13 protein-coding genes are annotated in these 25,623 nt (G+C 56.7%); 7 read left to right on the top strand and 6 right to left on the bottom strand.

All coding sequences use genetic code 11. From position 1 onward, the window contains the following. Nucleotides 1–15: 15 nt before the first annotated feature. From ACA057_RS17345 to ACA057_RS17325, 5 genes are all read right to left on the bottom strand, one after another. Nucleotides 16–1,002: a sugar kinase gene (locus ACA057_RS17345; protein ID WP_497340766.1), complete on the bottom strand. Its 987-nt coding sequence runs from the start codon at nucleotides 1,000–1,002 to the stop codon at nucleotides 16–18. Continuing rightward, nucleotides 995–1,777 carry a sugar phosphate isomerase/epimerase family protein gene (locus ACA057_RS17340; RefSeq protein ID WP_497340764.1) on the bottom strand — a complete coding sequence of 261 codons (783 nt, stop codon included), beginning with the start codon at nucleotides 1,775–1,777 and terminating at the stop codon, nucleotides 995–997. Before ACA057_RS17340 ends, ACA057_RS17345 begins: the two co-directional genes overlap by 8 nt. A gap of 174 nt (nucleotides 1,778–1,951) precedes the next feature. After that, nucleotides 1,952–2,977 carry a LacI family DNA-binding transcriptional regulator gene (locus tag ACA057_RS17335; protein ID WP_497340762.1) on the bottom strand — a complete coding sequence of 342 codons (1,026 nt, stop codon included), beginning with the start codon at nucleotides 2,975–2,977 and terminating at the stop codon, nucleotides 1,952–1,954. Nucleotides 2,978–3,107: 130 nt separating this feature from the next. Further along, nucleotides 3,108–3,716 (bottom strand): LysE family translocator, encoded by a 609-nt coding sequence (locus tag ACA057_RS17330; protein WP_497340759.1) that lies wholly within the window; start codon nucleotides 3,714–3,716, stop codon nucleotides 3,108–3,110. A gap of 52 nt (nucleotides 3,717–3,768) precedes the next feature. After that, entirely contained in the window at nucleotides 3,769–4,608 is an 840-nt protein-coding gene (locus ACA057_RS17325; protein WP_497340757.1) for an AraC family ligand binding domain-containing protein, read from the bottom strand. A gap of 266 nt (nucleotides 4,609–4,874) precedes the next feature. Here ACA057_RS17325 and ACA057_RS17320 point away from each other — a divergent pair, with 266 nt between their 5' ends. The 3 genes from ACA057_RS17320 to ACA057_RS17310 all read left to right on the top strand — a co-directional run bounded on the left by ACA057_RS17320 (nucleotide 4,875) and on the right by ACA057_RS17310 (nucleotide 10,950). Continuing rightward, nucleotides 4,875–6,908 (top strand): hypothetical protein, encoded by a 2,034-nt coding sequence (locus tag ACA057_RS17320; protein WP_497340755.1) that lies wholly within the window; start codon nucleotides 4,875–4,877, stop codon nucleotides 6,906–6,908. 237 nt (nucleotides 6,909–7,145) lie between these two features. Beyond that, nucleotides 7,146–9,356 (top strand): autotransporter outer membrane beta-barrel domain-containing protein, encoded by a 2,211-nt coding sequence (locus tag ACA057_RS17315; protein ID WP_497340753.1) that lies wholly within the window; start codon nucleotides 7,146–7,148, stop codon nucleotides 9,354–9,356. Between the two features lie 130 nt (nucleotides 9,357–9,486). Further along, entirely contained in the window at nucleotides 9,487–10,950 is a 1,464-nt protein-coding gene (locus ACA057_RS17310) for a hypothetical protein (protein ID WP_497340751.1), read from the top strand. Nucleotides 10,951–11,115: 165 nt separating this feature from the next. Here ACA057_RS17310 and ACA057_RS17305 read toward each other — a convergent pair whose 3' ends face one another. Further along, nucleotides 11,116–16,074, bottom strand: coding sequence for an RHS repeat-associated core domain-containing protein (locus ACA057_RS17305; RefSeq protein ID WP_497340749.1), 4,959 nt, complete (start codon nucleotides 16,072–16,074; stop codon nucleotides 11,116–11,118). A gap of 321 nt (nucleotides 16,075–16,395) precedes the next feature. Here ACA057_RS17305 and ACA057_RS17300 point away from each other — a divergent pair, with 321 nt between their 5' ends. The 4 genes from ACA057_RS17300 (at nucleotide 16,396) to ACA057_RS17285 (ending at nucleotide 25,591) form a co-directional block, all read left to right on the top strand. Further along, nucleotides 16,396–17,880, top strand: a complete 1,485-nt coding sequence (locus ACA057_RS17300; protein WP_497340747.1) for a hypothetical protein — start codon at nucleotides 16,396–16,398, stop codon at nucleotides 17,878–17,880. A gap of 42 nt (nucleotides 17,881–17,922) precedes the next feature. Further along, the gene (locus tag ACA057_RS17295; protein ID WP_497340745.1) at nucleotides 17,923–20,238 is read left to right on the top strand and encodes a hypothetical protein; all 2,316 of its coding nucleotides are present in this window, start codon (nucleotides 17,923–17,925) and stop codon (nucleotides 20,236–20,238) included. A gap of 56 nt (nucleotides 20,239–20,294) precedes the next feature. Beyond that, the gene (locus ACA057_RS17290; protein WP_497340743.1) at nucleotides 20,295–22,577 is read left to right on the top strand and encodes a hypothetical protein; all 2,283 of its coding nucleotides are present in this window, start codon (nucleotides 20,295–20,297) and stop codon (nucleotides 22,575–22,577) included. A 68-nt stretch (nucleotides 22,578–22,645) separates the two neighbouring features. Next, entirely contained in the window at nucleotides 22,646–25,591 is a 2,946-nt protein-coding gene (locus ACA057_RS17285) for a hypothetical protein (protein WP_497340741.1), read from the top strand. The last annotated feature ends 32 nt before the right edge of the window (nucleotides 25,592–25,623 follow it).

Below are 25,623 nucleotides of genomic sequence, written 5' to 3'. Positions count from 1 at the left end.
GCTCCCACAGGGGTTCTACATCCGGCACAAATCCCCTGTGGGAGCCAGCCTGCTGGCGATGGCGGCCTCAAATTCAACGGACATCTCAAGACGGGTCGGTAAACCCTCCATATCCCCGCGACTCTGCACCGCCCGGCTGCCAATCCAGTTGGCGCGCTTCACGGCATCGGCAAAGCTGTGGTTTTCCAGGAGTGCGCTGATCATGCCGACGGCAAAACCATCGCCGGCACCGACCGTGTCGACCACCGTTTCCACCGGCACGCCCGCCACGAAACCGGCATCCAGATGCGTGCGGTAGTAAGCACCGTGCGGTCCCAGTTTGATCGCTACGGCTTCGGCACCTTGGTCGAGGTAAAACGCGGCGATGTCGGCCGGGTCTTCAAAACCCGTCAGCAGGCGACCTTCGCTCAGCCCCGGCAGCACCCAATGGGCGAGGGCGGCGAGGCGGTTGATCTCGGTGATCATCTGCTGCTCGCTGGCCCACAGGCTCGGGCGCAGGTTGGGGTCGAACGACACGCTGCGCCCGGCATCGCGCATGCGGGTCATCAATTCAACAGACATTTCCCGCGCGGTGCTGGACAGCGCCGGGGGAATGCCCGTGGCGTGCAGATGCCGGGCGTTGAGCAACTCCGGCACGATCGAATGCGCCGACAGGTGACTGGCCGCCGAACCGCGCCGAAAGTACTCAACCACCGGATCACTGCCATCGTCAGTGCGCGACTTGAGCTGAAAACCGGTGGGGTGTGCGGTATCGATATCGACATGGCTGCAATCCAGGCCTTCCTTCTCCAGGGTATCGATCACGAACCGACCCAACGAATCGGCACCGACCCGGCTCAGCCACGCGACCTTGAAACCCAGCCGCGACAAACCGATGGCGACGTTGCTGTCGGCACCGGCGATGCGTTTATGAAAGGCGCCGATATCGGCCAGATCGCCAGCCTGCTCGGCGACGAACATGGCCATGGTTTCACCGAACGACAGAATATCGATCTCAGACATGAGCGCTCTCCAACCGGGTGTGGCCGAGGCGGGCGAGGGTGGCGACATGCTCGGTGGTCAACTGCAGCAGATCGTCGCCTTGCAGTGGATATTCCGCGGCGCGCATGACGCCTTGGGGCATGTGCCGCAGCAGTTGTTCCCACTGATGAACGTCACTGGCGGCAGGCGGTATGGCAACCAGTTTGCCATCGGTGCGGCGCGATACCGCTTTGCAATGCACGTAGCCGACATGGCGACCGAGCAGGCGCGCGGCACTGGCGGCGGACTGATCCTGCCAGTGCCAGTTGCCGATATCGAAGGTCATTTTGATCGGCAGCGTGTGCTGCTCGACCGCCGTGAAAAAGCGCTGGAACGGTTCGATGCGGCCACCGTGCAAGGTCTGGTCGTTCTCCACCAACAGGTGCACCGGGCTCTGCGTGAGGGTGCGGGCCAGGGCTTGCAGGTCATTGTTGTCGGTGAAGTAGCCCAGCGACACTTTCAGCCATTTCGCGCCGAAGGCTTGGGCGCGTTGCAGGGCCGTGACCAGTTCGGGATTGGGTTTCGACTGGCCGGCCAGCCACAACTCCATCGGCGAGGAATACACGCTCTCCAGGCCTTCGGCCGCCGTGGCATCGGCCAGTTGCGTGGCGTCTTCGGTGGTCAGCAATTCTTCACGCCATTCGATGCGCGTGGCGCCGGCGGCGGCGAGTATTTCGATAAAACTGCCCTGGCCGCGTTGGCGCACGAGGTCGGCGCCGTAGCTGGACAGACTGATGGAAACGGCGGGTGTGTTCATTGTTTTTCTACCTCTGAAACCGGTTTCATTTTTGTTCAAAAAAAAGTTTTTGGTGAACATTTCGGGCCTCATCGCGGGCAAGCCCGCTCCCACAGGGATCTGTGGTGGTCGTCAAATTATGCTCATCACCCATCACCTGTGGGAGCGGGCTTGCCCGCGATGAGGCCGGAAAAGTCAACGCAAATCCCCCTGGGTTGACCCTCTAACAATCAACCGCGCCGAAAAATCCAGCGTCCGCACCGGCCCGTCATCACCACGCAACCGCTTGAGCAAACACTCAAACGCGCTGGCGCCAATGTCGGTGGTCGGTTGGGCGAGGGCAGTAATTCCGCTGCCCACCAGCGGGTACCAATCCAGATCATCGAGGGCGATCAAGCCCACGTCCCTAAACAGATCACACTGCAACTCGCGCAACGCATGAGTGCTGGCCAGCGCCGCAATCCCGTTCGCGCAAAACAGCGCTTTCGGGCCTGGGCCGGGGGTGTCGAGGAAGGTTTTCAACCGCGCAGTCAATTCGCTACCCGTTTCAAGGAGGCTGCCCTGAAGTGCCGGCCGCAACGCGATGTGCGACTTGAAACTGCCGACCCGTTCAATCCGCGAGCTGGTGCCGTCAAACGGTTCGGTCACCAGCAGCACATCGCGATAGCCGCGCTCTTCAAGGTGCGCGAGGGCCATTTCGACGGCCGCCGGGTTGTCCAGCCCGACCATGTCGCTCTCAAGTTTTTCGACCTTGCGGTCCACCAGCACCAGCGGCATTTCCCGGTGCAGTTCGAGCAGTTCGTCGCGGTGGTGGCCGAGGGTGTTCACGATCAAACCCTCGATGTTGTACGAGCGCAGCAGCGCCAGGTGCTGGCGTTCCTGCTCGTCGTCGCGATCGGTGTTGCACACCACCAGGCTGTAGCCGTGCTGACGGCAGGCGGTTTCCACCCCGTGCATCACGGCGATTGAATAAGGGTTACGGATATCGGCGACGAGCATGCCGATCAGGCGCGTGCGCCCGCGTTTCAGGCCTCGGGCCATCTGGTTCGGGCGGTAGCCGAGTTCGGCAATCGACTGCTCGATGCGCTGGGCAATGGCATCGGAGAGCAGGGCGCGATCCTCGCCAATGAACCGCGAAACGCTGGCCTTGGAGACCTTGGCGTGTTCGGCCACGTCGAGCATGGTCACGCGGCTGCGCTGGGCGGCGGAGAAGTCGTTCACGGTCTGAAACCTTTCTTATTGGATTTATCAGGTCAGGTGCATTGGATGCAGCACTGAAACCGGTTTCAGAAGACACCAAAAGCCAATACGTCGTCAAGCCCCTGCGCTGATATAGATCGACGGACGGCGCTTAGACCCACACGCTCATCCACGCCGAGCCCAGCAGCAACAACGCCATGCAACGGTTGAAACGTTGCAGGGCGCGGGGCGAGCGCAGCCAGCGACTGGAACCGGCGCCGAGCAACGCCCAAGCGCCAAGGCAGGGCAGGGAAATCAGGAAAAATACCAGGGACAGGTACAGCACATGTTCGAAGCGATCCTCACCGACGCCGGCAAATACGCTGATCACGGCCAGCGCCATCATCCAGGTTTTCGGGTTGATCCATTGCAGGCCGGCGGCGCCCAGCAGTCCGAGGCGGGCTTGGCTTGACGCTGTCGTAATGACGTCGGCCGGGGCGCGGAAAATCTGCCACGCCAGATAACTCAACCACGCCACGCCGGCCCACTGCATAAACGCTTGAACGCCGGGCCAGGTGGTCAAGGTGGTGCCGGCGCCAGTGCCCACCAGCAACACCAGCATCGCGGCACTGGCGCAGGCGCCGAAGATGATCGGCACGGCAGCCGCCAAACCGAATCGGGCGCTGTTGCTCAGCACCAGAATGTTGGTCGGGCCGGGGGTGATCGAGGCGACAAAGGCAAACAACAGAAACGGCAGCAACGTCGGGAAAGAGGACAGCATCGCAGGCAAACTCCAGTGAAGATCGTTGAGATCGATCTTCACAATCCACGCGTCAGCTGTCTGGAAGATTTGAGCAGCGCTTGCGATACAGCGCCGGCGTCAGGCCATAGGCGCGCACGAACCAGCGGCCCAAGTGACTCTGATCGGCAAAGCCCAGCGTCATGGCGACAGTCGCCGGTTGCTCGCCTCGGGCCAGCATTCGTCGGGCCTTGGCCAAGCGCAATTGCACCAGATACGCGTGCGGTGCCAAGCCATAAGCCGCCTTGAAGGCGCGGGTCAGGCGAAAGCGGTCGACGCCGGTGACAGCGGCCAGTTGATCGAGGCCAATGTCGAAGTGCGCGTTGGCGTGCAGATACTCCCGCGCCTTCTGCGCCACCAACGGCAGGCGCGGATCGTCGCGGTAACGCGCGCGCCAGTGCAAATGGCGGGTCAGGCATTCGAACAAGGTGTCGAGAGCGGTCTGGCGGACGATTTTCAGCTCACTGCGATGCAGGGCTTCGAACGCGTGGCTGGTGGCCTGGGCCAAACGCGTGTCGCTGGCCAGGGTGGTGGCGAAACTCAGTTCACCGTTGTCCGGAGCATTGTCGAATACGGCGCCGAGTTCGCGCTGCAACCACTGCGGGTCGAGGTACAGCATGCGGTAGGTGAAACCCTCGGCGGTCCGCGCTTCGCCATCGTGGATGTCGCCCGGCTCAAGCAAGAACACCTTGCCCGGCGTGCTCTGATGTTTGGCCCGGCGACAGTTGAACTGCTGAACCCCTTGTTCGGTGACGCCCACCAGGTAGCTGTCATGCCAGTGCGGATCGTAGGCATGGCCTTCGAAATGTGCGCGCAGGGTCTCGATGCCGGTGTCGGCATCCTGGGCCAGGTCGAGCCAGTTGTGAGTGGTCATAGGCACCTTTTGGAACAACGCATAGCCGGGATATTTAACGCTCGCATCGCGTGCAATGACTAGAAGATTTGTGCAACGGGCGACGGGGTACCTGTCAACTTTGACAGTTACGCTTTTTGTTCCATAAGCGCTTAATCCGTCCAGGGTCAGTTCGGCCTGCTGAGCGAAGGGAGTCGTTTGCCTTGCTTGCAGTCCTCAAGTTGTCGACCGACGGAACGGCCGTAGCATCGCCTATGGCTCCAATGGCGTGGCAGGAGAGTGAAAACATGGCAACTGAACAGGTCAAACGCAAGCAGGATGAGGCCAACAGCGCCTACCTGAAAATGCGCTCCGAACATCGTGCGAAGCTTGTCAATAAGGTGATCGAGATTAGAGACGACGCCTACGCGCACAAAGCGTCCGGGACGTTGGACGGTCCGAAGCTGAATGCGCAGGGGCTGACGGTGTACATCCCCAAGTGGGATAACCTGCCACCGCCCGGAGAACCTGAGCATGTCCGGCTGATGATCAAGATTGGCAGCGGCAACTTTACTCAGTTGGGGGCGCCGATCGCGTTCATGATCCCGCCGGGAAGCAGCGACTTTCCGCAGACCTTCCCTTTTCCCGTCACCATCGCCGCCAACGATCTACCCGATGCAGCGACGTGCCAACTGCGCTACATCCATCGCGACTACACAGGCTATGACACGGAGTCACTGGACATCACGGTCATTTGCGATCGGCTGCCACCTTATAAACACCTGCCGCCGAAGGAGCCGGTATTCGCGGGGGACTTCCTTGACGACACCACTCTTCCAGCCGGCAGCAAGTTGAAGGTCACCATCCCGGGCTACCCTGACTGGCAGAGCACAGACATGGTTGCCTTTTTTCTGATTGATTCGAACAACATTCCCGACGATCCGACCGCCACACCTCCGATCTTGTTCACCCCGGTTCCCTCGCCGGGTATCACCGATACCGTTGTAGAACTCGACGCGGACAAGATCCGCGCTTTTGGCGATGCCAGCGGGTTGCTGACCTACGCCTTGATTGATCGGGCGCTGAACCCGAGTCCACCGGCGATCTACAAAAAAGTCAGCCTCACCTTCGGGCCGCTACCCAGCGGTTTAAAAAAACCAACGGTGCCGCAAGCCACGCCCGGGCCGTTGACAGTGGCACATGTTCAAGACGGTGTGAGTGTCTGGATCGACAAGTACGACCACTTCAAGGGCGGAGATGCCATCCGGCTGAAGTGGGGCGGTCAAACCCTGCCGGATTTCCCCATCGGCAATAATTCGCTGCCCACTATCGAGATCCCGGTGCTGCCTGCGCTGCTGATGCTTGAAGACTATGGGCAAGCGACCACCGGAACCAAGGCGACTGTCGTCAGCTATGAGGTGATCCGCAACGGTCGGGTGTTCGGCCCGGAATCCGAGCCCTTCAATGTCAACTTCCAGGTGGCGTTGCCGTGGCTTCCCTGGCCACCGGTGGACTGGCCAAACCCGGTTCACCCGGATCTGGACGCCGGTGAAGTCAAGAACTTCGACGACACCCGGACCAATGAGCTGATTCGGGCGGACAAGGACGAAGATGCCTTCTTCCACTTCACCTGGTACGCGGCTGCAGACAACGGGCACGTCATCGATTTCTACTGGAACGGAACGCGGGTCGTCGAAGCTCAAGTTACCTTTGATTCGACAGAACCCGGCCATGTCCCGGGGGGGGATTTTGACGTTGAGATTCCGTGGAGTTACATCAAGGACGGTGGCAACGGTGATCCTGTACCGGTTCACTACCAGGTCAGCGGTTCAGGGATAGTCAATCAGCTGCACTCGGACACGACGGATGTCGTTGTCAACGCGATTGTCGTGGAACTGCCCGCCGGGAGTTTTCCTTCGTTTGCGCAGCAGCCTAATCCGAATTACCCGGGGTGCGGATCACTGGAAGCCAATGGTGACCTCAGGGTCACCATCCCTGATCTCACGGGTGTGCTCAAGCCTGGGGACAAGATCAATGTCGAATTCACACCCATGCGCGGAGAGACGCTGGGCGCCCCGGACGATCCAATTACCTCTGCGATTTTCAGAAAAGAGTTTACGCTGGGCACTGCTTTCCCCGTGTCCGGATTTGAATTCCTGGTGACCCCCTACACCACGCATATCCTGCCGCTTTACACCGAAAACGCGGCTACAAACCGACGCGGTCGGGTCAAGATCCAGTACTTTTTCGACGACGGTACTGAAATCATAGGCTCCACGCCTTTAATCGCACGCACTGCATTCCACCGGCCGAGTGATTCGTGCGAAATCCCCAGACCCTAGCTTCATCTTCAGACAACTCACGGGCGGCTTTCGCCCGTGATGTCTGCTGCTTCAATCGGTACTCGGTTATGGAGTCACGCAATAGCTGAAGCAATTTCCAGTGTTCAAAAGGATTAGTCCTACATACCCGGCGTAGGAAGTTTCTTAGGATCGCCGCCCTTTGACGCCAAACCCTGTCGCGAAGTACCGGGTGAGCGTTTTGCCGACAATCCTTGTCTGTACCTCAGGAGCGATACCATGCCTGTCAGCCCTTCATTCACCGTCACACCACTCGCACGCTTGCTTAAACTCGCCACCTTCGGGCCGCTGATTCTGCTCAGTCCGTGTGCGCTGGCGCAGACCTTGATTGATGAGGGCGGCCAAAGAATCATTGGTCCTTCCACACGGGTCGACGACTATCTGGTCAATAACAAAAGTCGCCTGACAGCCAATGACGCCACCACCCACCAGATTGTGTTGTTTGCCAATTCCACTGTCGTGCTCAATGGCACTCGGGTGACGGCCCAGGGTACCAGCAGCGGCGTCGACATTTCTGCCAGTGATGCAACGATTACCAAGAGTAAAGTCACCAGCTCGCGCACCGGCCTGCTCCTGGCGCAATCGTCCGCTGGCGCGTCAACCGCACGGGTCAGCGACAGCGAAATCAGTGGTGACTTCATGGGCGCTTCCCTGAGCCGCGACAGCCGTCTGACACTGGAATCAAACACCAAAATCATCGGCACCAACGCGAACAGCATTGGTGTTCGCAGCTTCGGTGGAACGGTTTCTGCCTCGGACAGCAGCATCACCGGCGGACGTAACGGGATCAGTCTGTTTGCGGCGGGTGCCGTGCCTGCCGGCAACTCATTTGTTCTAAATAACACTCAGGTCGAAGGCCTGAACGGTTCGGCTGTGCTGGTCGACAGGCTGAACCAGACAAACAACGAGCAAATGAATATCGACGTCAACAACGGCTCTACTCTCAAAGGGGGTAACGGCACGGTGCTGGAAGTCATCAGCGGCGCGTCAGTCAATTTCAAGGCCGATAACAGCCGCTTGATCGGCGATGTCGTCGTGGCCAGCGGCAGCAGCGCCGATGTCTTGTTGAACAACGCCGCGACGTTGACCGGGCGCCTGGAAAACGTGCGCAGCCTGACGGTCAATAACGACGCACGCTGGGTGATGGTCGGTGACGGCGTCGTCGGCAAACTTGATCTCAACGGCGGTGGCGTGCAGTACGGCAATCCCGGCGAGTATTTCAAGTTGTCGGTGGGTGAACTGTCGGGTAACGGCACGTTTTACATGCACAACGACTTCAGCACCGGGCAGGTCGATACGCTGGACGTGACGGGCACCGCCAGCGGCAGTCACAAGGTGTCGCTCGACAGCAGCGGTTCGGAACCGGTGACCTCGCAGGCGACGCCCGTGGTGCACATCGCCGCCGGTGATGCGCAATTCGAACTGTTGAACGGGCCAGTGGAGCAGGGCGCCTTCTCCTACGACTTGGTCAAGGTGGGTAACAACGACTGGTACCTCAACAGCGCCACCCGGACCATCAGCCCCGGCACGCAATCGGTGATGGCGCTGTTCAATGCCGCGCCGACCGTCTGGTATGGCGAACTCAGCACCCTGCGCAGCCGCATGGGTGAAGTGCGCATGGACCATGGCAAGGCCGGCGGCTGGATCCGCGCGTATGGCAACAAATTCAACGTCAGCGAGAGCGCCGGCGTTGCCTACAAGCAAAACCAGCAAGGCCTGTCGTTCGGTGCCGATGCACCGCTGCCGATCGGTGACGGGCAATGGCTGGTCGGGGTGCTGGCCGGTTACAGCCAATCCGACCTGGACATGAGCCGGGGCACCAGCGGCGAAGTCGACAGCTACTACCTGGGCGCCTACACCACCTGGCTGGATGCAGCGCGCGGTTACTATTTCGACGGTGTGGTGAAATTCAACCGCTTCCAGAACGAGTCCGACGTGCAGCTCAGCGACGGCAAAAAGTCCAAAGGCGATTACCACAACAACGGTGTCGGTGCGTCCCTGGAGTTCGGTCGACACATCAAATTGGCGGACAACTACTTTGCCGAGCCGTACGCGCAATTGTCCGGTGTCATTATCGACGGCGCCCAATACGACCTGGATAACGGTCTGGCCGCCGATGGCGATCGCGCCTATTCCTTGCTCGGTAAAGTGGGGGCCACTGTCGGCCGCAACTTCATCTGGGCTGAAGGCAAAACCCTGCAACCGTATCTGCGTGCCGCCTATGTACACGAGTTCGCAGACAATTCGGATGTGAAAGTCAACGACAACCGCTTCAGCACTGACCTCTCGGGTTCTCGCGGCGAGCTGGGTGCGGGCGTTGCGCTGGCGATGACCGACAAGGTATCGATGCATGTCGAGGCCGATTACAGCAACGGCAACAAGATCGAGCAGCCATGGGGCTTCAACGTGGGTGCGCGTTATCGCTGGTAATCGCTGGGCTTGAGTTGATAAAGCCGGGGAGGTGAGTGCGCTACCCGTTCAGCGTTCTTTTCATAAGGCAAGGAAGGAAGGCCCGAAGCCGGGGTTTTCTTCCTTGCTTTTTATCCGAGGAGTCTTGTTCATGGTTCAGTTCAGCGATAACCGTTCTCCCCGCATTCCGACAATGTCCGCACCCGAGGTGCAAGGATTACTGCCCGACATACCGGGTGGTGAGACCAATCTGTTACCGGAGGCACTGACCCGCACCGATCTGAAGGTCTGGTTTACCGTGCCGGTCAACTCCGATCCTACGAAAGGCAAGGAAACCGTTGAGCTGTTCGTCGACGGTAATCCGACACCGCTGGTGACCCGTGAGTGGACCCAGCCCATCGGTGATACGGACCGCTATGTCGTCGTGCCGCAGGCATGGCTGCGTGGCAATGACGGGGAGCACCGGTTTGCTTACACCATCACCATTTACAACGGCGAGAAGGCAGACTCGTTCGACCTGGTGATGACCCTCGATACCGTTGCGCCACTCCTTGCAAGCAACAGCAAATTGGACTTTCCTGCCGCAATCCTCCCGCCGAACAAACTCACCGCCCTCTACCTTGACCAAAATCTCGATAAGGTCGAGGCGACTATCCGCCCTGCCTATATTTCCCCCCTACCCGGGGACCGCATCACCTGGTATTGGGGCTCGTCGCCGGGCAACCAGGAGCAGGGCGGCGTCATCGTACTCAATGACAAAAATTACACTGACCCATTGGTCATCACCATTACGGGCGAGCTGATTCGACAACGCAAGGACGGTTGGCGCTACGCGTGGTATCAGGTGCAAGACCGCGCGGGAAACCCCAGTCAACGTTCCGAGCCGGTGGAGCTGGACGTTGACGCCACTCCCATTCCGCGCCGGTTGCCGGCAGTCAAGGTCAAGGACGCTGTCGGATCGACTTCCAGAGGTGTACTGAACCCACGCGATGCCGTCAGTGGTGCGGTAGTGACCGTGTTGCCCGGAGCGGACATCCATCCTGGCGAGCAACTGTTTTTGCAGTGGGCGCAGAAGGACACGCCGGGTGCGCATCGCACCGACATACCGATCGCTCCGAACACGCGGGATTTCCGCATCCCCGCCGCCAAGGTAGCCTGGCACATCGACAAAACACTGTTCGTGGAGTACGACGTCTTCGAACCAGACGTCGTCGAACCGCATAAATCCACGCGGTATGAATTGCGTGTCGATAGTTTGAGCGGGACGCCGATCGTCCAGTGCTCGCACGTGTCGGGCAACCAGTTGAGCCTGGCAAGCCTGACGACGGGGTGGGCCGACTTCACGATCCGGCCCTGGACACTCATCGCACGGGATCAGTTCTTCACCATCGCGGTGGTTGGCACCGCCATCGATGGCACCGAGTTAACAATTCCGGTGCAGACAGCGGCATCGGTGCCGGAAGTGGAAACCAATATGCCTGTAGGGCGGATTTCAAAGGCCAATCTGCAGCGCTACAGGATCGGCGGCCAGTTGGAAGTGACGTTCAAAGTGAGCTTCGATAACAAGCTGACCTGGCAGAGCTTCTTGCCGTTGAAGCCGACATTGGTTCTTTGAGGTTTTGTGAAAAAGCGGGCTTGTCGATGATGGCAAGCCCGCTTTTTTGTGTTCTTAAAGGTTGGGGATGCGAACCGAAATCTGTAGGAGCTAGCTAGCTCGCGAGCAAGCGCTCCTACACACTTCATCATTGGCAACAAGCGTGTTTGTGCTCTTGTTGCTGGGTCAGTATGACATCGGGTCGTCACTACGAATATTTGTATTGCCCGCCTGTGCGCCACTTGTAGACTCGTCTGTGACCTTTACGGGTTCTATTTTGCTTCGCCAATTGACGTCTCTCGAACCGTACTGAACTGCAGAACCGGACGGACCAGGACGAGAAGCCGGTGCTGTTGTTACTGTTGGAGAGGCTTGAGGACTAACAGGATTCGATTGCCTGCCAGTCCAGGCGCGTGGGAGGTACCGTCGCAAAACACGACTGAGACCCCAGCCTCCCTGACCAGGTGCATCATCCATACCTGCGGCTGCTGAGGCTGCCAGGTTTCTAGCCCTATCAGGTCCCATGCCCCGCATATTTCCCGTTGAAAGGGGTTTTAGTTGTTTCAGCAGGTCATCAAAACCCTCTCCAACGACTTTTGCCAGACCACCAAGAACCGACGCTGCCGCCCCAGCTGCAAAAGAAGCCAGTCCCAGATACATACCCCATTCACCCGCCGATTTGTCCCCGGTGGCGGCACTGATCGCGCTGGTGACTGTCGATCCGACCGCAAGGACTGTGCCAACAGCAAGCACTGAGGCTTTTGCAGCGGTGAAGGCAAAAGCCGCCCCTAAAAGTGGGGCGGCAGCGCCCGCCGTGAGAACTGTCAATACGGCCGACACCACAGTAGCAACAGCACCTATAACAACGAACACCCAGGATAACCAGGCGTTGCTGCTACCCATCGGCCGCTTCCGAACCTCATTCTCATCCGGTCGCTTCAATCTGCCGCTCCAGCCAATCGAGGAATGCCCGGTCGGGTCGCGCAGGGCAATCGGGTTACCCAGGCAATAGCTGTAGGGGTTGATGCCGCCACTGCCGAACGGGCTGAGCGAATCCGGGCTGTGGAAGCGCATCAGGTTTGGGTTGTAAGCACGATAGCCACGGCCCAGCAGGTACCAGCCGCGGTCTTCACGGACTTCGCCGTTGAACGCCTTGAGGCTGAGCAGCGGTTTTTCGCCGTGGCGGTCGCCATACGCGTTATACACGGCGGTGCGCAGTTCCCGGCGTTGGCTTTCACCGATAACGCTGTGGTTGGGGTCGGTCAGCAGGAGCAACGTCTGGGAATTATCGCCGGCCTGTTGCTGGCCCAAGGGCTGGTCGGCGTAGGAAAGAAACTGGATTTTGCGGCCGTTCTGGACCGTATTGGTCAACTGCTCATCCTGATAGAAATGCAGGGTTTCGCTCTGATTGCCCTGTTGTGAATTGACCAGGTGATCGTGGCCGTCATACCAATACCGGTTGAGAACCTGGCCGGCATTTTCGACGCGCAGCAGACGGTTCTGGCTGTCATAGGTCAGGTTGTTTCCGCGTTCGTCGTTGAGCAGGCAACCATTGAGGTTGTAGCTGAACGTCGGGTTCGCAGTCGATCGGGCGGACGCATACTCAATACTTTTCAACTGGCAGGGATCGTCTTCGGAGTAGCTGTAAAACGCCAGTTCGTTTGTGTCGTCCGGGAATGTCGTGGTCGACATCAGGATGTTGTCCAGAGCATCGAAGTACCAGGACTGGTCCTTGATCTGCCGGCCTTCAGCGTCCCTGGGCAGTGTGCTGCCCTCGCACTCGTGCAGGGTCAGGCGGCCACGGGAGTCATAAGAGAACGTCTCCTTGAGCAGTGTTACGCCGTTTTGTTTTAAATCTCGGGTTGCCAGCAAGCCATCGACTTTCCAGATCTGCTCCAGGGTACGAACAGGTTGCTCATCCAGCTCCAGGGTGCGAAGGATTTCACGGCCCTGATGGTCGTACGCAAGTGTCGTCACAAGGGAGCTGTTAGTGGCGAGGTCCTTGGTGGTGGTACTGGCGACCTGGCCCAGGCGGTTGTACGCGTACTCGACGTAGAGCTGGCCCTGACTGATGTTTTTTACCCGTCCGTAGTCATCGTAGACATAAACAGTGTCCAGCCCTGTGCCGTCTGCTTGCTTCACATCGGTGCGCTTGAGTTGCCGGCCTTGCATGGAGCTGGCGTAGAGGGTTTCCCAGGTCACCTCTTGCTGATCCACCCAGTGCTCGCTGCGCAGTTGGTTGGCGGCGTCGTAGGTGTATTCGCGCCTGCCTTGTCCGCTGCGGGCCTGGGTCAGACGTGCGCTGACGGGATCAAATGTGAAGTCGACGGCTTCGTCCGGCGCGTGACAGCTGATCGGCTTGGCCGTGAGGTCCAGGTTGTAGTCATACACGATGCACTGGTTGGCCGGCGTGGTCCTGGTTTTGACTTGGAGCTGATCGTCCTGATAGGTGTAGCGCTCAATGCGATTGCCGGTGGTCGACTGGGTCAGGCGACCCAAACCATCAAACACTTGCTCACCTGCCGTGATGTCTTTTCCCCCGCTTTTCACGCTCAATGCGACAGCCAATTCCGAGCTACTGTGAGCGGCATAGGATTGTGTGACGATGCTGCCGTCGGGCAGGGTGGTAGTGATCAGGCGCGACCAGGCATCGTACGCAAAGCGGGTGACGAATCGCGAGGCATCCGTGTGTTTGGTCGTCTGCCCCAGGCCGTCATATTCGTAGTCCTGCGTGGCATACTCCGCCTCGGCTGCATCCAGGTTGCTGACCTTGGCCGGCTTGCCGAACAGGTTTATCCAGGCCTTGCTGATGCCGCTCTTGACCGGGGGCGTGTCGTCGCTTTGGGTCCAGCTTTTGTGGATCGGAGCTCGCCAGTCTGCTGTCCCGATAGGGTCGATGGTGTCGTAGGTTTCGACACCGTCGGAGCCCACCACGCGGTACCGGTGCGCCCAATCGTCATAAAAAAAACTGCTTTTGAGCTTCAGGCCTTTACCGTCCAGCCAGTCGAAATCGGTCTCTTCAACCAGGTTGGCCCACTCATCGTAAACGGCTGCGTAGGTTTGTTCGACCTGTTCGGCATTATCACTATAGACATGGTCGCGCTCCTGGAAAACCAGACGGCCCAAGCCATCCATGACACTGCGCGTTTTGACGCCTTTGGCGTTGATAGCCGTTTGCTCGGCCTGTTGCCCGTACGCCGTACTAAGGGTGTATTCATACGTGCGTTCGGCCGGGAAGGATTCGGAGTTGACGAATTCACGTACCAGCCGGTTCAGCGCATCGTAGAAATAATGGATTTCTACCCCGTCAATGCGGTTCAACACTTCCTGTGATGTGAACAGTGAGTGTTCGCGAATGACGGTTCGTTTGACCGTATCGAAAGAGGTCGTCAGGATTTCCGTGGTTTTCTGCACGGGGATCTTCAGTTTCTCGCTGATGAGCTTTTCGTAGGAATAGGAGATGACGGTCGTGTTGCCATTGAGGGTCTTTTCCTGGCTGGAGAGGCGGCCGTGAAGGAATGGATCGCTCGGATCGTCGGCGTATTTGTAATCCGTATGCTCCAGTTCAGTCTCGATGCCGTCCTCAACTTGTATCAGCACCTGGCGATCAAGGGTGATCCAGTTCGGCAGCGTGGTGCCCTCCAGCGCTTTCATCTCTTTATACCGGCTGCGCGTGCGCAGTGTGGGGGCTGCGCTGTCAGTTGACGCAGCCGGGGTGACGGTAACGTCCTTCAAATAGCGCACGAAGCCTTCCGGGTCGGGCGGGCACTGACCTTCTTCCCCTTTCGCGGGGTACCACGTTTGGGTTTCGACAACGCCGGTGGCCTGGGTATACACCAGTTGGTTGCCGTAGCTGTCGTAGGTTTTGCTTTCTGTTTCAGTACGCCGACTGTTCGAATTACCTGCTATTGACCAAATGGTTTCGACCTTTTGGGGTAACTGGCAGTTTTTGGGCTGGCGATCGAACGAGTACCCTGGCGTCAGGTTATAAGTGGTTTTGACTGTCCTGACATGCGTGTTCTGGGTGGTCGTTTCCTGGGTCAACAGGTGGAACTTGTTGTATTTTCTATCAATGGTCCGCACTGCGCGGTCCGAGACAAACAGGGTTTCGATGCACACATACTCATAGTCATCTGGCCATCTGTAGAGATTGTCCAAGCCATCGTCGAGCCAGTCGATATTGAGCCCGTAGCCCAGGAAATTTGTCTCCGTGTCATTGGGGTGACTTTTGTAGGTGTAGCGAACATCGAGGACGGGCTGGTCCTTGTAGCCCGTCAGCGTCAGATGCTGGCTCACCCTGGGCAGCCTGCGCGTGCTTCCACCGGGAAACCGGTGCCCGTCCAAGTCATAGTAAATTTCTTCACGCCCGCCACTGGGTGTTTCGACCGACTGCATGCACAGCTGGTTGTTGATAATCTCGTACGCGAATCGCCAGGAAGCGCGCTCTTCTGTGGGCAGGGTGATTCGGGTGACGTAATTGGTTGAGGACTCCAGGGTCATTTCAAACGTTGCGAGCGGGCCGTCTTCAGGGCCGTCAAAGGGTCGCAGCATCATCTTGATGAACGTGCTGGCGCGTTCGAGCGTCAACAGCGTGACGTCCGAATCATCCTTGATCCATTCCAGAATCTGATGAACGCCGTTGAACGTCTTGTACTGCAACTTGATTCGGTGTCCCGCGGGGGAGTAAATCTCGACCGGCAGCGCCACCCGATTCTGCAGACTGCCATGCACTTCCAGAATTTCAACCAGGCCGGACTTGTGCACGACTCGGTACAGTTCGTCTCTCTTCACCTCATAGAAGTGAAAGCTGTCGAGTCTCTGCTCTTTCATCACCAGCCGAGTCTTGTCGCCTTCGCTTTCGCTGCCGGTGACTTTAAAGGTTTCACCGGTACTCACTGACAGGATCCTGCTGCCGAGCGAGTACTCCGTCAGCTGCATGTTCCAGCCATAACCGTAGCCACTGTCCCGGGTATTGAGCGGGCTGTAGGCCAGTGCCAAGGCAAACCCCGGCCCACGCAAATCGTTGGTTTTGATTTCGGGGAGGCTGATCGACACCTTGTAAAGGCCGGTGCGTTCGTCGACACCATTTTTGATGGCACTCATGAAGTTGAGTGCGTTTGAGGACACGGAGCTGGTAGCGGTCATTGAAATGCACCTCGTTGTCGATAGGTAAAACCGCCAACCGAAACATTTGTCGGTATCCGCGATGTCAGCGTCTACCGCTCCGAACTTCAGCTGCCCCGGCGCGCAAAGAGGCCCACTAACGCGGCGTTTTATCTGCATTCAGTGATTCAACACAGGCGGTTGGCAAAAACAATAACAGCCAACCCGCGTCGGGGAACCTATCAGTTCTGATAGTAGGCAGGTCGCGAAACAAGGCGTAAAAACTAGCCATCCACGACGAACAACTTGACTGATACCGCCGTGCAACTGGCATCGATGCCTGGCAAGTAAAGGAGTTGAATGATGGCAAGTAAGCAACCGGTGACAAAACTATCCGATTCAGCGCCGGCCGGCATGACGACGCTGTTACCGGTTGCCCAGTTCGAGAAGTCACATAATCTCGAGTTTGATCCGAGGGCGATCAAGGACGTTATGCTGGTGATTGTTGCACCGGCTTATCAAGCGATGTCAGCTGGCGATAGCGTGCCGTTGACCATTGAATTTGAGAAGAAAGGATTTCCGATTGAAATTGATCCGGTCATACGTGAGAAAACCTTGACCGAAAGCGACATTGGGCTCCCTCTGCAGTGGACGGTGGAACCAAGCAAGTTTTTCCAGTTTCCATCTTTCCACGCAACATTCAGCTATCGCATCGACTATGCCACCGACGACGGCGATGAAACCGTGAGGCCAACCACCCATTCGGAAAAACAGGAGTTCCACCTGGTTGCGCCTACGAGCGATTTGTTGCCACGTCTTGCAATCAAGGACTATGACGGTGACATACTCGACCCTGAGGCATTTCCAAAAGGTATTGTGCTGAGTATTCCGTGGTACGACGGCATTCAAGTGGGCGATGACGTGGTGTTGTACGCCTTGGGCAAAACGCTCGAGGTCAAGACGGTGCGAGTGGATCAATCGACACTGGACAGTAAAAGACTGCACATCAAACTGGGCCATGAATGGTTGATGCAAAACATCGGATTGACAATTAGCCTGTCATACCAATACGCCCGGGTCGGTAACGCGGGCACTTCGGTAGAGAGGACCTTGACTCTTAGCGAGCCACTAAACCTTCCTCACCCCATCGTCGAAGATGCTGAGCATGAAGGTGAAGACGAAGAGTATAAGCGCTACTTGCTGAGCGAATACACCACGGAGGGTATCTTTATTCAGTATCCGCCCGAGGCAGTGGTGAGTGGCAAAGTGCAAATGATCTTTGATGGTTTTTCAGAGTCAGGCCGATGTGTTGCTGACCCTTCGATTGGCAATCAAAGGCGTTTCTTCATCCCTCCGCGGTACGTGCCGGCGAACTTGGGCAAACGTCTGTTTGTTTACTATGAAGTCACGCCGACCGGAGCGGCTACTGTACGCTCCAAGTTGATAGATCTTCGAATCAATGACTTTCCAGCGTCACAATGGCGGTCTATTCAGGTCAGTTTTCCTGAAGGTAACAACAATGCCAAAGTGTCGTTGGCAACGGTGACCGATTCGCTGGAACTGACGTTGATCAAATGGCCGTACTTTGCCCAAGGGCAGCGTGTGAGGGTCATTGCCAATGGCCTTTTGGCAACGGGCGGTGAAGAGCGTTTTGAGATGCGCATAGGCGATGCCGAACAGGTTACCGAAGCGGAATATACCCTCGGCCAATTGAAAGTGCCGTTACCTCGGTCCTACCTGGCTACGTTGATGCTCAATGTAAAATTCGATGTAACCGTTGAAATCAGTTTCGATGGCGGTGTCAGCTACAAGAAACATTCTTATATTGAACCCCTGCTGGTTTTGTAGCACTGCGCGAGACGTTAGTTAACTCATTGGTGAGGTGGAATTATGTCAAGCAATTCATTGGCCGATATTCTGGCGTGGATGAAAGATGAGTCGAAAATGTTGGGGTGGGGGCTGGTTGTTGCCCTTGAACGACGTAAAGCGAATTTGATTGTTCTGCAGGAATATATAAATCGTTTTGGCGTGGGTAGCTACATTCCAGCCATCAAAGGCGAAGTACCGATTGTCGAAAACAAACGAATGGAGTTGATCCATGACTTTGTCATGGGCGTGCCGCTCCTTTCATTTGAAAATGCTGATCTTAACGATTCCAAGGCCATGTTGACGATGTCGGTCATGGGTGGAAGTCAATTAACCCTCGAGAAAGAAAGCGTCGGATGGAAGGTTTACAAGCTTGATGAAATAGATCCGCTGCAGGGTCCGAAGTTATACCTGGACTTGTTGTTGCATCAGGTGCCCGGTGATGTCGAAGTTGACGGGCGAGTGCTACTGGATCTGAGTGAAAGTGATAATTTCAGATTGACGTTTGCCGAGTCGGAGAATGAGCAGCGTATCGGCGGCAACTTCTTTAAAGACTTGTTTAATAAGTTGAAGCCCGAGCAACGAATTTATCCCTTGGGCAAGATTGAGCGTGGATCAAATGGGCTAATGCGTCCGGATTCATTCGAGTTGCGTACTCAGCATGACGGTGGCTCTGTCGACTCCGGCAATGGCTGCATTCTGGCCCTGGTTTGCATGGAAGGGGAGAAAGGCGGAAATTTGCCAGGTGCTAACTACAAATACTTGATCCCTGATGACCAGGGGAAAGACTATTCCGCCACGGTGTTGTTTGATCAGCAATTGATAATGGTAATGACATTGCTGAAAGAGGCTTTAAAATTTGTCTCGGGCGATGAGGTTGAATTAGTACGCGATAATTCTGGAAGGCTGTTAAAAGTGACGTTCATGTCCGGGTCGCTAGCGTTTGAAGCTTTTAGCGCCACCGCACCATTCTACCTGCTGGATGGCTCTAAGCATGACGTAAACGTTGCCATAGGCGCGTATGAGTTATTAGTCAGCCGATCGGCGCCACTGGTGGTTGATCTGTCGAACGGAACAGTTGCAGTGCGTTGGCAATCAGTAACAAACGTTCATACTACCTTTAACACTGAGGGGCAGGACCCCGCTACATTTGTACTGCAATATGGTGTTGATATGTTAATGGAGTACGAGTTTAGAGATACTCAGGGGGAGGGCGTATTAGTCCAGACGAAATCGGATGTTCAGCCAATCGTGTCGATGCATCAGGCTTCGAACGAAAACCAAATCAACGGTTTTTTTGATCCGCTCATTCCACACCTTGCATCGTTTGTCGCAAGCTTCTACGCATTCGTTACAATCGTATCGAAAATATTGACATTTTTTGAGGAGCTACTGAACTCCCAACATTCAGTCAATTCAACTATTGACGAAATAGTCAAACTAAACTTCGGCCAAGCCATACAAGGCAACGAAATTTACGCACCTCACGACATCGGCTTCTTCGGGCGCATCAATCCTCAACAAACCACATTCCTGACCACTCCGACACATCCGTTGATGAAACAAGGCAGTACCCAGCAGTTCAGCACCGACCCGGTGGTGACAGGCGTGCAATGGAAGGTTGAAAATCTGGTTGGAGACACGGGTAACCCAGGGACCATCGATAGAAGCAGTGGGAGGTACCAGGCACCCGCGTCGATCGAGAACCGTTTCACTCGGGTCCGCGTCACGGCGACCGCGCCAGGCACGGGTTATCACAGCTCGGCCCTGGTGACCATTGTGGCCAACGAACTGTCGGTCCATCCCTTGATCCAGATCTGTGACATCGACGCCACGGTAGAACTCACCGCGGGCGTGATGGATGAGGGCGAACTGGTCTGGTCGATCAAGAATCCTGTCCCGGGTGAAAGCGGCCAACTGCGACCCAGTGTCAAACCCGGGGGTCATTACACCTATCACCACGGGCCAGTGGTCGCGGGCAAGACCTACGTACTCGATGAAATAGAAGTCAAAAACCCCCGGACCAATGCCACTCGGTCGGTCCGTGTGTTGTCGTTGCAAAAGGATCCCATGCTGGCGGTACAAATCGATCGTATCGATGTGCAGACGGGTCAGGTTCAATTGTCGGCGTTGTTCGACGGTGAAAAGGAAGACGCCGTGTGGAGCCTCCCGTTGGGCGAGGGTTCGATTGACTCGACCGGCCTGTATCGGGCGGCGCCGACGTCCACCCAACGCTTCGCCCTGATTTTCGCCGAGGTGCCATTCGGCTCGCGCAAATTTGAGGGGCACCTGATCCTGCCACTGCCCCTGGTCGAGTTTCCCGCTCGCCTGAAGGGGTGAGCACATGACGACTCACAATCAAACACACAAAATAACTTCAGCCGGGAGCCACCATCATGGCCGGTAATTCGCTGGAAAGCTTGTTGGCGTGGATGAAGGACAACTCCCGCATGTTGGGCTGGGACCTGATCGTCAGCCTGGACGGTCGCATGATCAATCAGGGGCTGCGGCAAGATCACACCACGCGATTGAGCCGGGGCACCGATCTGGGAAGTTTCTCGGGCTCCGTCGATATTTGCGAAACCAACATCAGCCAACATCTGTCCGGTTTCAGGCTGGCGGCGCCCCTATTGTCGTTCGGCGATGCCTCCTTTCAAACCGATAAAACGGCCTTGAGCCTGGCGGTGGCCGGTGGCACACACATGATGGTGGAAACTGTCCAGGGCCAGGAAAGAATCCTTGAGTTGAGCGAACACGACCCAAGGGACGGAATGCAAGTAACGCTCAAGCTGCCGTTAACCGCCGATGCGGGCAGTGTCCTGCTGGATCTTAAAGACAGCGAGGAAGTATTGCTGACAATGGTCGGTACCCCCGCGCAGCAACGCGCCACCGGGGCACTGTTCAAGGCCTGGTTCGACGGCATGGACAATGAAAGGCGCGTGCACACCGTGGCGACATTCCCCGGTGAGGGCAACCCATTGATGTCCACGCGTCGACTGGATGTGCGCACGCAAAAACGCGACGTGTCGACGCACACGCCTGCCGCTGTCGATGAGCGCGGCGCGGTGGTGCTGTTCGCCAGCATGGTCGATGGCGGTTCGGGTGACTTTCCGGGAGACAACGCCGGCTTCAAAGACTTGATTCCCGACGACGATGCGCAACATCGCTATTCGGCCACCGAATTATTCTCGCAGGCGTTGATCCACCGTGCCGCGTTCGGCCAGGCGGTTTTACAGCTGCTTGATGATGCTGAGTTCGATCACGTCGCCGGGGAGGGGGGAGCATTGGCCAGACTGGTGGCCAAGGCAGGCAGCCTGCCAGTGCCCAGAAGCATTTATGAAAGCAGCGAATATGAGTTCAACGCCGATCCCATCAGCCTCTCGGCGGTTGAGGGGGCATTGCCGCTGACGGTCGAGTTTGATCGCAATCTGGTGACGCAACGCTGGCAGAGCACCTTCACGCTGCCTTTCAGATACCGCCCTTTGAAAGGAGCGGAGTGGAAAAACCTCACTGGCGTCTTCAACATCAACCTGCAGCATGAGTTCCGTTTATGGGCGGACGAGTCGGGCGTGTCGGCCATGGAAGGGGAGTTGTCCACGCCGTACACCGAGACACAGGAAGTGGAGGTCGTTTCCGGGCTGCCGGCAATGGGCAGCAATGAGCTGGAGCAAATCAGGGACTTCGTCGCCAATACGGTCAAACGGGCGATCCTCGAACGCTTCTCCAATACGCTGACGACCACGGCGTCGGAAACCTATCTGGAAGAGGTTGAAATTGTCGGCGCCAGTACGTTGCAGGCTTCCCACGTGGCCTTGCCTTTTGATTTGGCGGTGTTTGGCCAGATCAATCCCGCGGGCTCGGCGTTTTCCATTGTCCAGCAACAACCGCTGATTATTGCCGGCGAGACCCTGAAGTTCACCACGGAGCCGGAACGCAGCGGATTGAGCTGGGTTGTTGAAAGTCTGCCTGGCAGTGCCAGCGAACCCGGAAGCATCGATCCGCAAACCGGTTTGTATAAAGCACCGCCCGGCCATGCAATAGCCGGTTCGTTCAACCGTGTGCTGGTGGCGGCCATTGACCCGGATACCGATGAGCGAAGCGTGACATTGCTCACGGTTCAGGTGAATCCGATTACCATCAACCCACAGGTATATGAGTGTTATTTCGGCGATGCGGTTGAGTTGTCCGCCAATGACCTGCACGGCAACGAGCTTGTCTGGTCGATCAAGAACCCGATTGAAGGCGAGAGTGGCAAGCTTGTCGTCAGTGGGAGTACCTGCACCTATACCGCCGGCCCTCAAGTAACCGGTAAGAACTATGTCCTCGATGAGATAGAGGTGCGGGACCGGCAAGGCACACGCACCCGGTCTGCGTCTATCCTGGTCATTCAGAAAGACCCGCTCGTGGTGGTCAAGCCTGTCGGTAATCCCGGCCCTGGCCAGGTTCGGTTGCAGGCCTTTTTCGACGGAGAACCCATTGACGGTCAATGGAGTCTGCCGATCGGCGGGCCTGGTTACATCGACGATGGGGGGCTGTATAGCGACGACCCCATGGCCAAAACACGATTTGTGCTGGTGTACGTATCGGTGCAAGTGATCGGTAGGACGTTCTTGGGTCATATTATTTTGCCGCTACCCTTCGAAGACTTCACTTTCCTGGTTGGCAAGTCGGCTCAATAAAAACGTTATCGAATTGAAATAACGCGGTTTTTGCTTTGTTTTTTAAACAATGGCAGAGGGGCACTATCATGTCTGGTAATTCGCTGGAAAGTTTGCTTGCTCGGATGAAAGAAGGTTCGATCACTCAAGGGTGGGGCGCTGTTTCGGTATTCAGCCGCAGCCGGATCAATCGTTTGCTCGAACAACAATATATTGAACGGTTCAATGGCTACGGGTTTATCCCTGCTTTTTCAGGGCGAGTTTCCTTGAAAGAAGGGAGCTACGACAATGTTGAACTGCAAGACATTGCGCTAGGGCAGCCGCTGCTGTCATTCAACACCGCATCACTGACCAACTCCAGTGCCGTGTTGACGATGAACATCATTGCCGGCCGTTATAGCGCTTTGCGTGAAACGCCCGGTGCTCAGGCCACCTTGTTGTCGGAGTTCAACTTCACTGAACCCGCCGGCTTTAAACTGGAAATGGATATTGATCTTTCGCTGGTGGTTGGCGAGATCGACAGGCAAGGCAAGGTCAAACTCAATTTGTCCGATGCTGTGAATTTTCGTTGCAATATCGCTGATCATGATGACGTGGCGAATGCGCAATTTTCCGAGTTTTTCAAACGGCGTTTCGCAGCATTGCCCGCGGATCGAAGTGTCTTCGAACTGGGCATGCTTGATTTGAAAGGCTACAACCACTTGACCCCGCAGTCGTTCCGGATTGCCACCCAGTCAGCGCCAGGCGCCAAGATAAAAAATGCATTGAATTATGGAGATGGCGGCGTGGTGGTATTCATTCGGTTGCGTGGCAATGCCACCGATGGCCGCTACCCGCCGGATACCAACTTTCCGTATTTGATCCCCGATAATCAGGAGGCGGATGGCAGCGAGCGGTATTCAGCCTCTCTAGTGCTGTCCGAGGCGATGATTCCGTATGTCGTAGACAACCAAGCGGATATCCTGAAAAACCTGCTGTTTCCCGGACAGAACGTTTTCGAAGAGCGCGAACGGCATACACCCCGTGATCTGGCGGTCTTCGGCAATGTCAGTGCGAAACAGACACGTATCTCGCTGGACCCCGCCTTCAAGACCATCAAGGCCGGCGACACCCAACGCTACACCTTGCGCAATTGGAAAGGGCAGGAAATCCAGGCCAGTCAATGGAGCGCCGTCAGCCTGCAGAGTCATACACCCGAGGGCCATGGCACGATTGTAAACGGGTTATATACCTCGGCCTCCAAAGCGCTTATCGGCCATGATTCACTGCACGTGGTGGTGACCGCTGAATACGTCAACGAGGGCATCACTTACACAGCTTCGGCGCTGCTATTGGTTGCCTTCGATGAAATGACGGTTACCCCGCGAGTGGCGGTTTATGGAGCACGTACGCAAGCAAATCCCATTGTGTTGACGGCGTCCACTGCTGCCAATGCAACGGTGACCTGGTCGTTGCTGGCGCCTGAATACGGCGCCCTGAGCCAAAGCGCCGGCCAGGCCCGGTTCTTTCCCGACGCTCGGGCAAAAGCCAAAGGGCTGGTTGTTCAACGACTGGAAGCGTCGGGTGGTGAAAAGCGCCAGGCATCGCTAGTGCTGGTGAATAACCAACAGTTGTTGCAAGTCGCCCCCGGGTACGTTCCAGCGATCAAGGCCTTCACATCTGTTCAACTCCAGGACGATACCACGCTGTTGCCAGGCGCGACGCGGCGTTGGAAAGTCATCAGCGGTGGCGGCACCGTCGATGCCTCCGGGCGATTCACTGCACCGGCCCAAGGCATTACCTCCACCAGCGTCGTTCAGTGCGAAATCGTGCGCAACGGCGTGATCCTCTCCAGCGGCTACAGCGTTGTCGGGCAATCGGAACTGGAACCGGAACCGACCTGGAAAGACCTCAAGTATTTCACCCTCAAAGTTCCAAACGGGCCTGAAGAAGGTCGAACGGGCAGGCTGTTCGGCAATGGCTACCAGCAACTCAGGGTACAGATCAGAATCGAAACGATGCCGGTAGGCACAAAGGTCTATCCATTGAGCGCGACCGAAAGGAGCAGCATCAGGCTGGTGGACAACATTTCGAACAGTGATTTGCAGTTCGTGGACGCTGCGCTTCCCGGTATACCAGAAAATGACAAGGCCGAGTGGCGCACCCGTCGAATCGCGAATCGGTTCGTGATGGCGCTTCCCATGATGCCGTCACAAGATCTGCCTACCCGCGCCGAACCGGAAATCGTCACTACGATCAACCTTTTCCTCCATTCCCGGGGAAGAGAAGGAACCTCGGAGACGTTCCATGCGGCGTTCGACGCAAAAGACAATAATTTGTGGACCTCTGTCGGAAAGTCTGCGCTCGATGGCAAGATCAACGTGACGCCACTGGAACTTCCGGTGTTTTCTGACGCGGAGTATAGCTTCGTACGCGAACGGATCGACGGCGGCTCAGGCGGAGGCGATCCTGAAAACCCTGGGGAAGATGATGATTTTGATTTTCACTTGCAGTCTGTCGATTACTGGAAGTTGAAATACGATGGAAGAGTTAACCGGGAAGGGACAACGTTCGAGACCGTGGAGTTTTTAGACACGCAGGGCGTCGGAACATATGCTTCGCCTTCGACTTCCACTGTTCGTTGGGAAAGCGAGCAATTGTCCGAAAAAATGTTCAGTTGGACAGGGTATATCTTTCATGAAACCGCTGAACCCGATCCAACTAAACCGGAGATCGAACCTCCTGAATATGTGGTATTCGATGAGTCCGTCAAGAACGTCGCGCCAGCGAAACCTCTTGATATAACCGTGGTTGATAGAGGGTTTGAGAAAGGATCATTAGTTATCAGTTTGCACCGTACTGACGACGTCTCGTATATACGCGAAACGAATGATCCTGCTAAACCCGGACCTCGAGATAAACTATCGCGGGACCTGGCGGTGCGATTAATAGACAAACGCGGCAATACGCACTATCGACGAATCTCTTTTCTTCAATCAGGCACGGTGGGTAATCGCAACAAGCTGAAACACACCCTCTTCACCCCAGGCACTTGACGATTTATTAACGTTAGTTGTTTGGCAGTGCC

The organism is Pseudomonas sp. LBUM1661, from assembly GCF_059695925.1.
The sequence above is the reverse complement of the archived record's forward strand: the minus strand, read 5'-3'. Positions and strand labels throughout refer to the sequence as shown.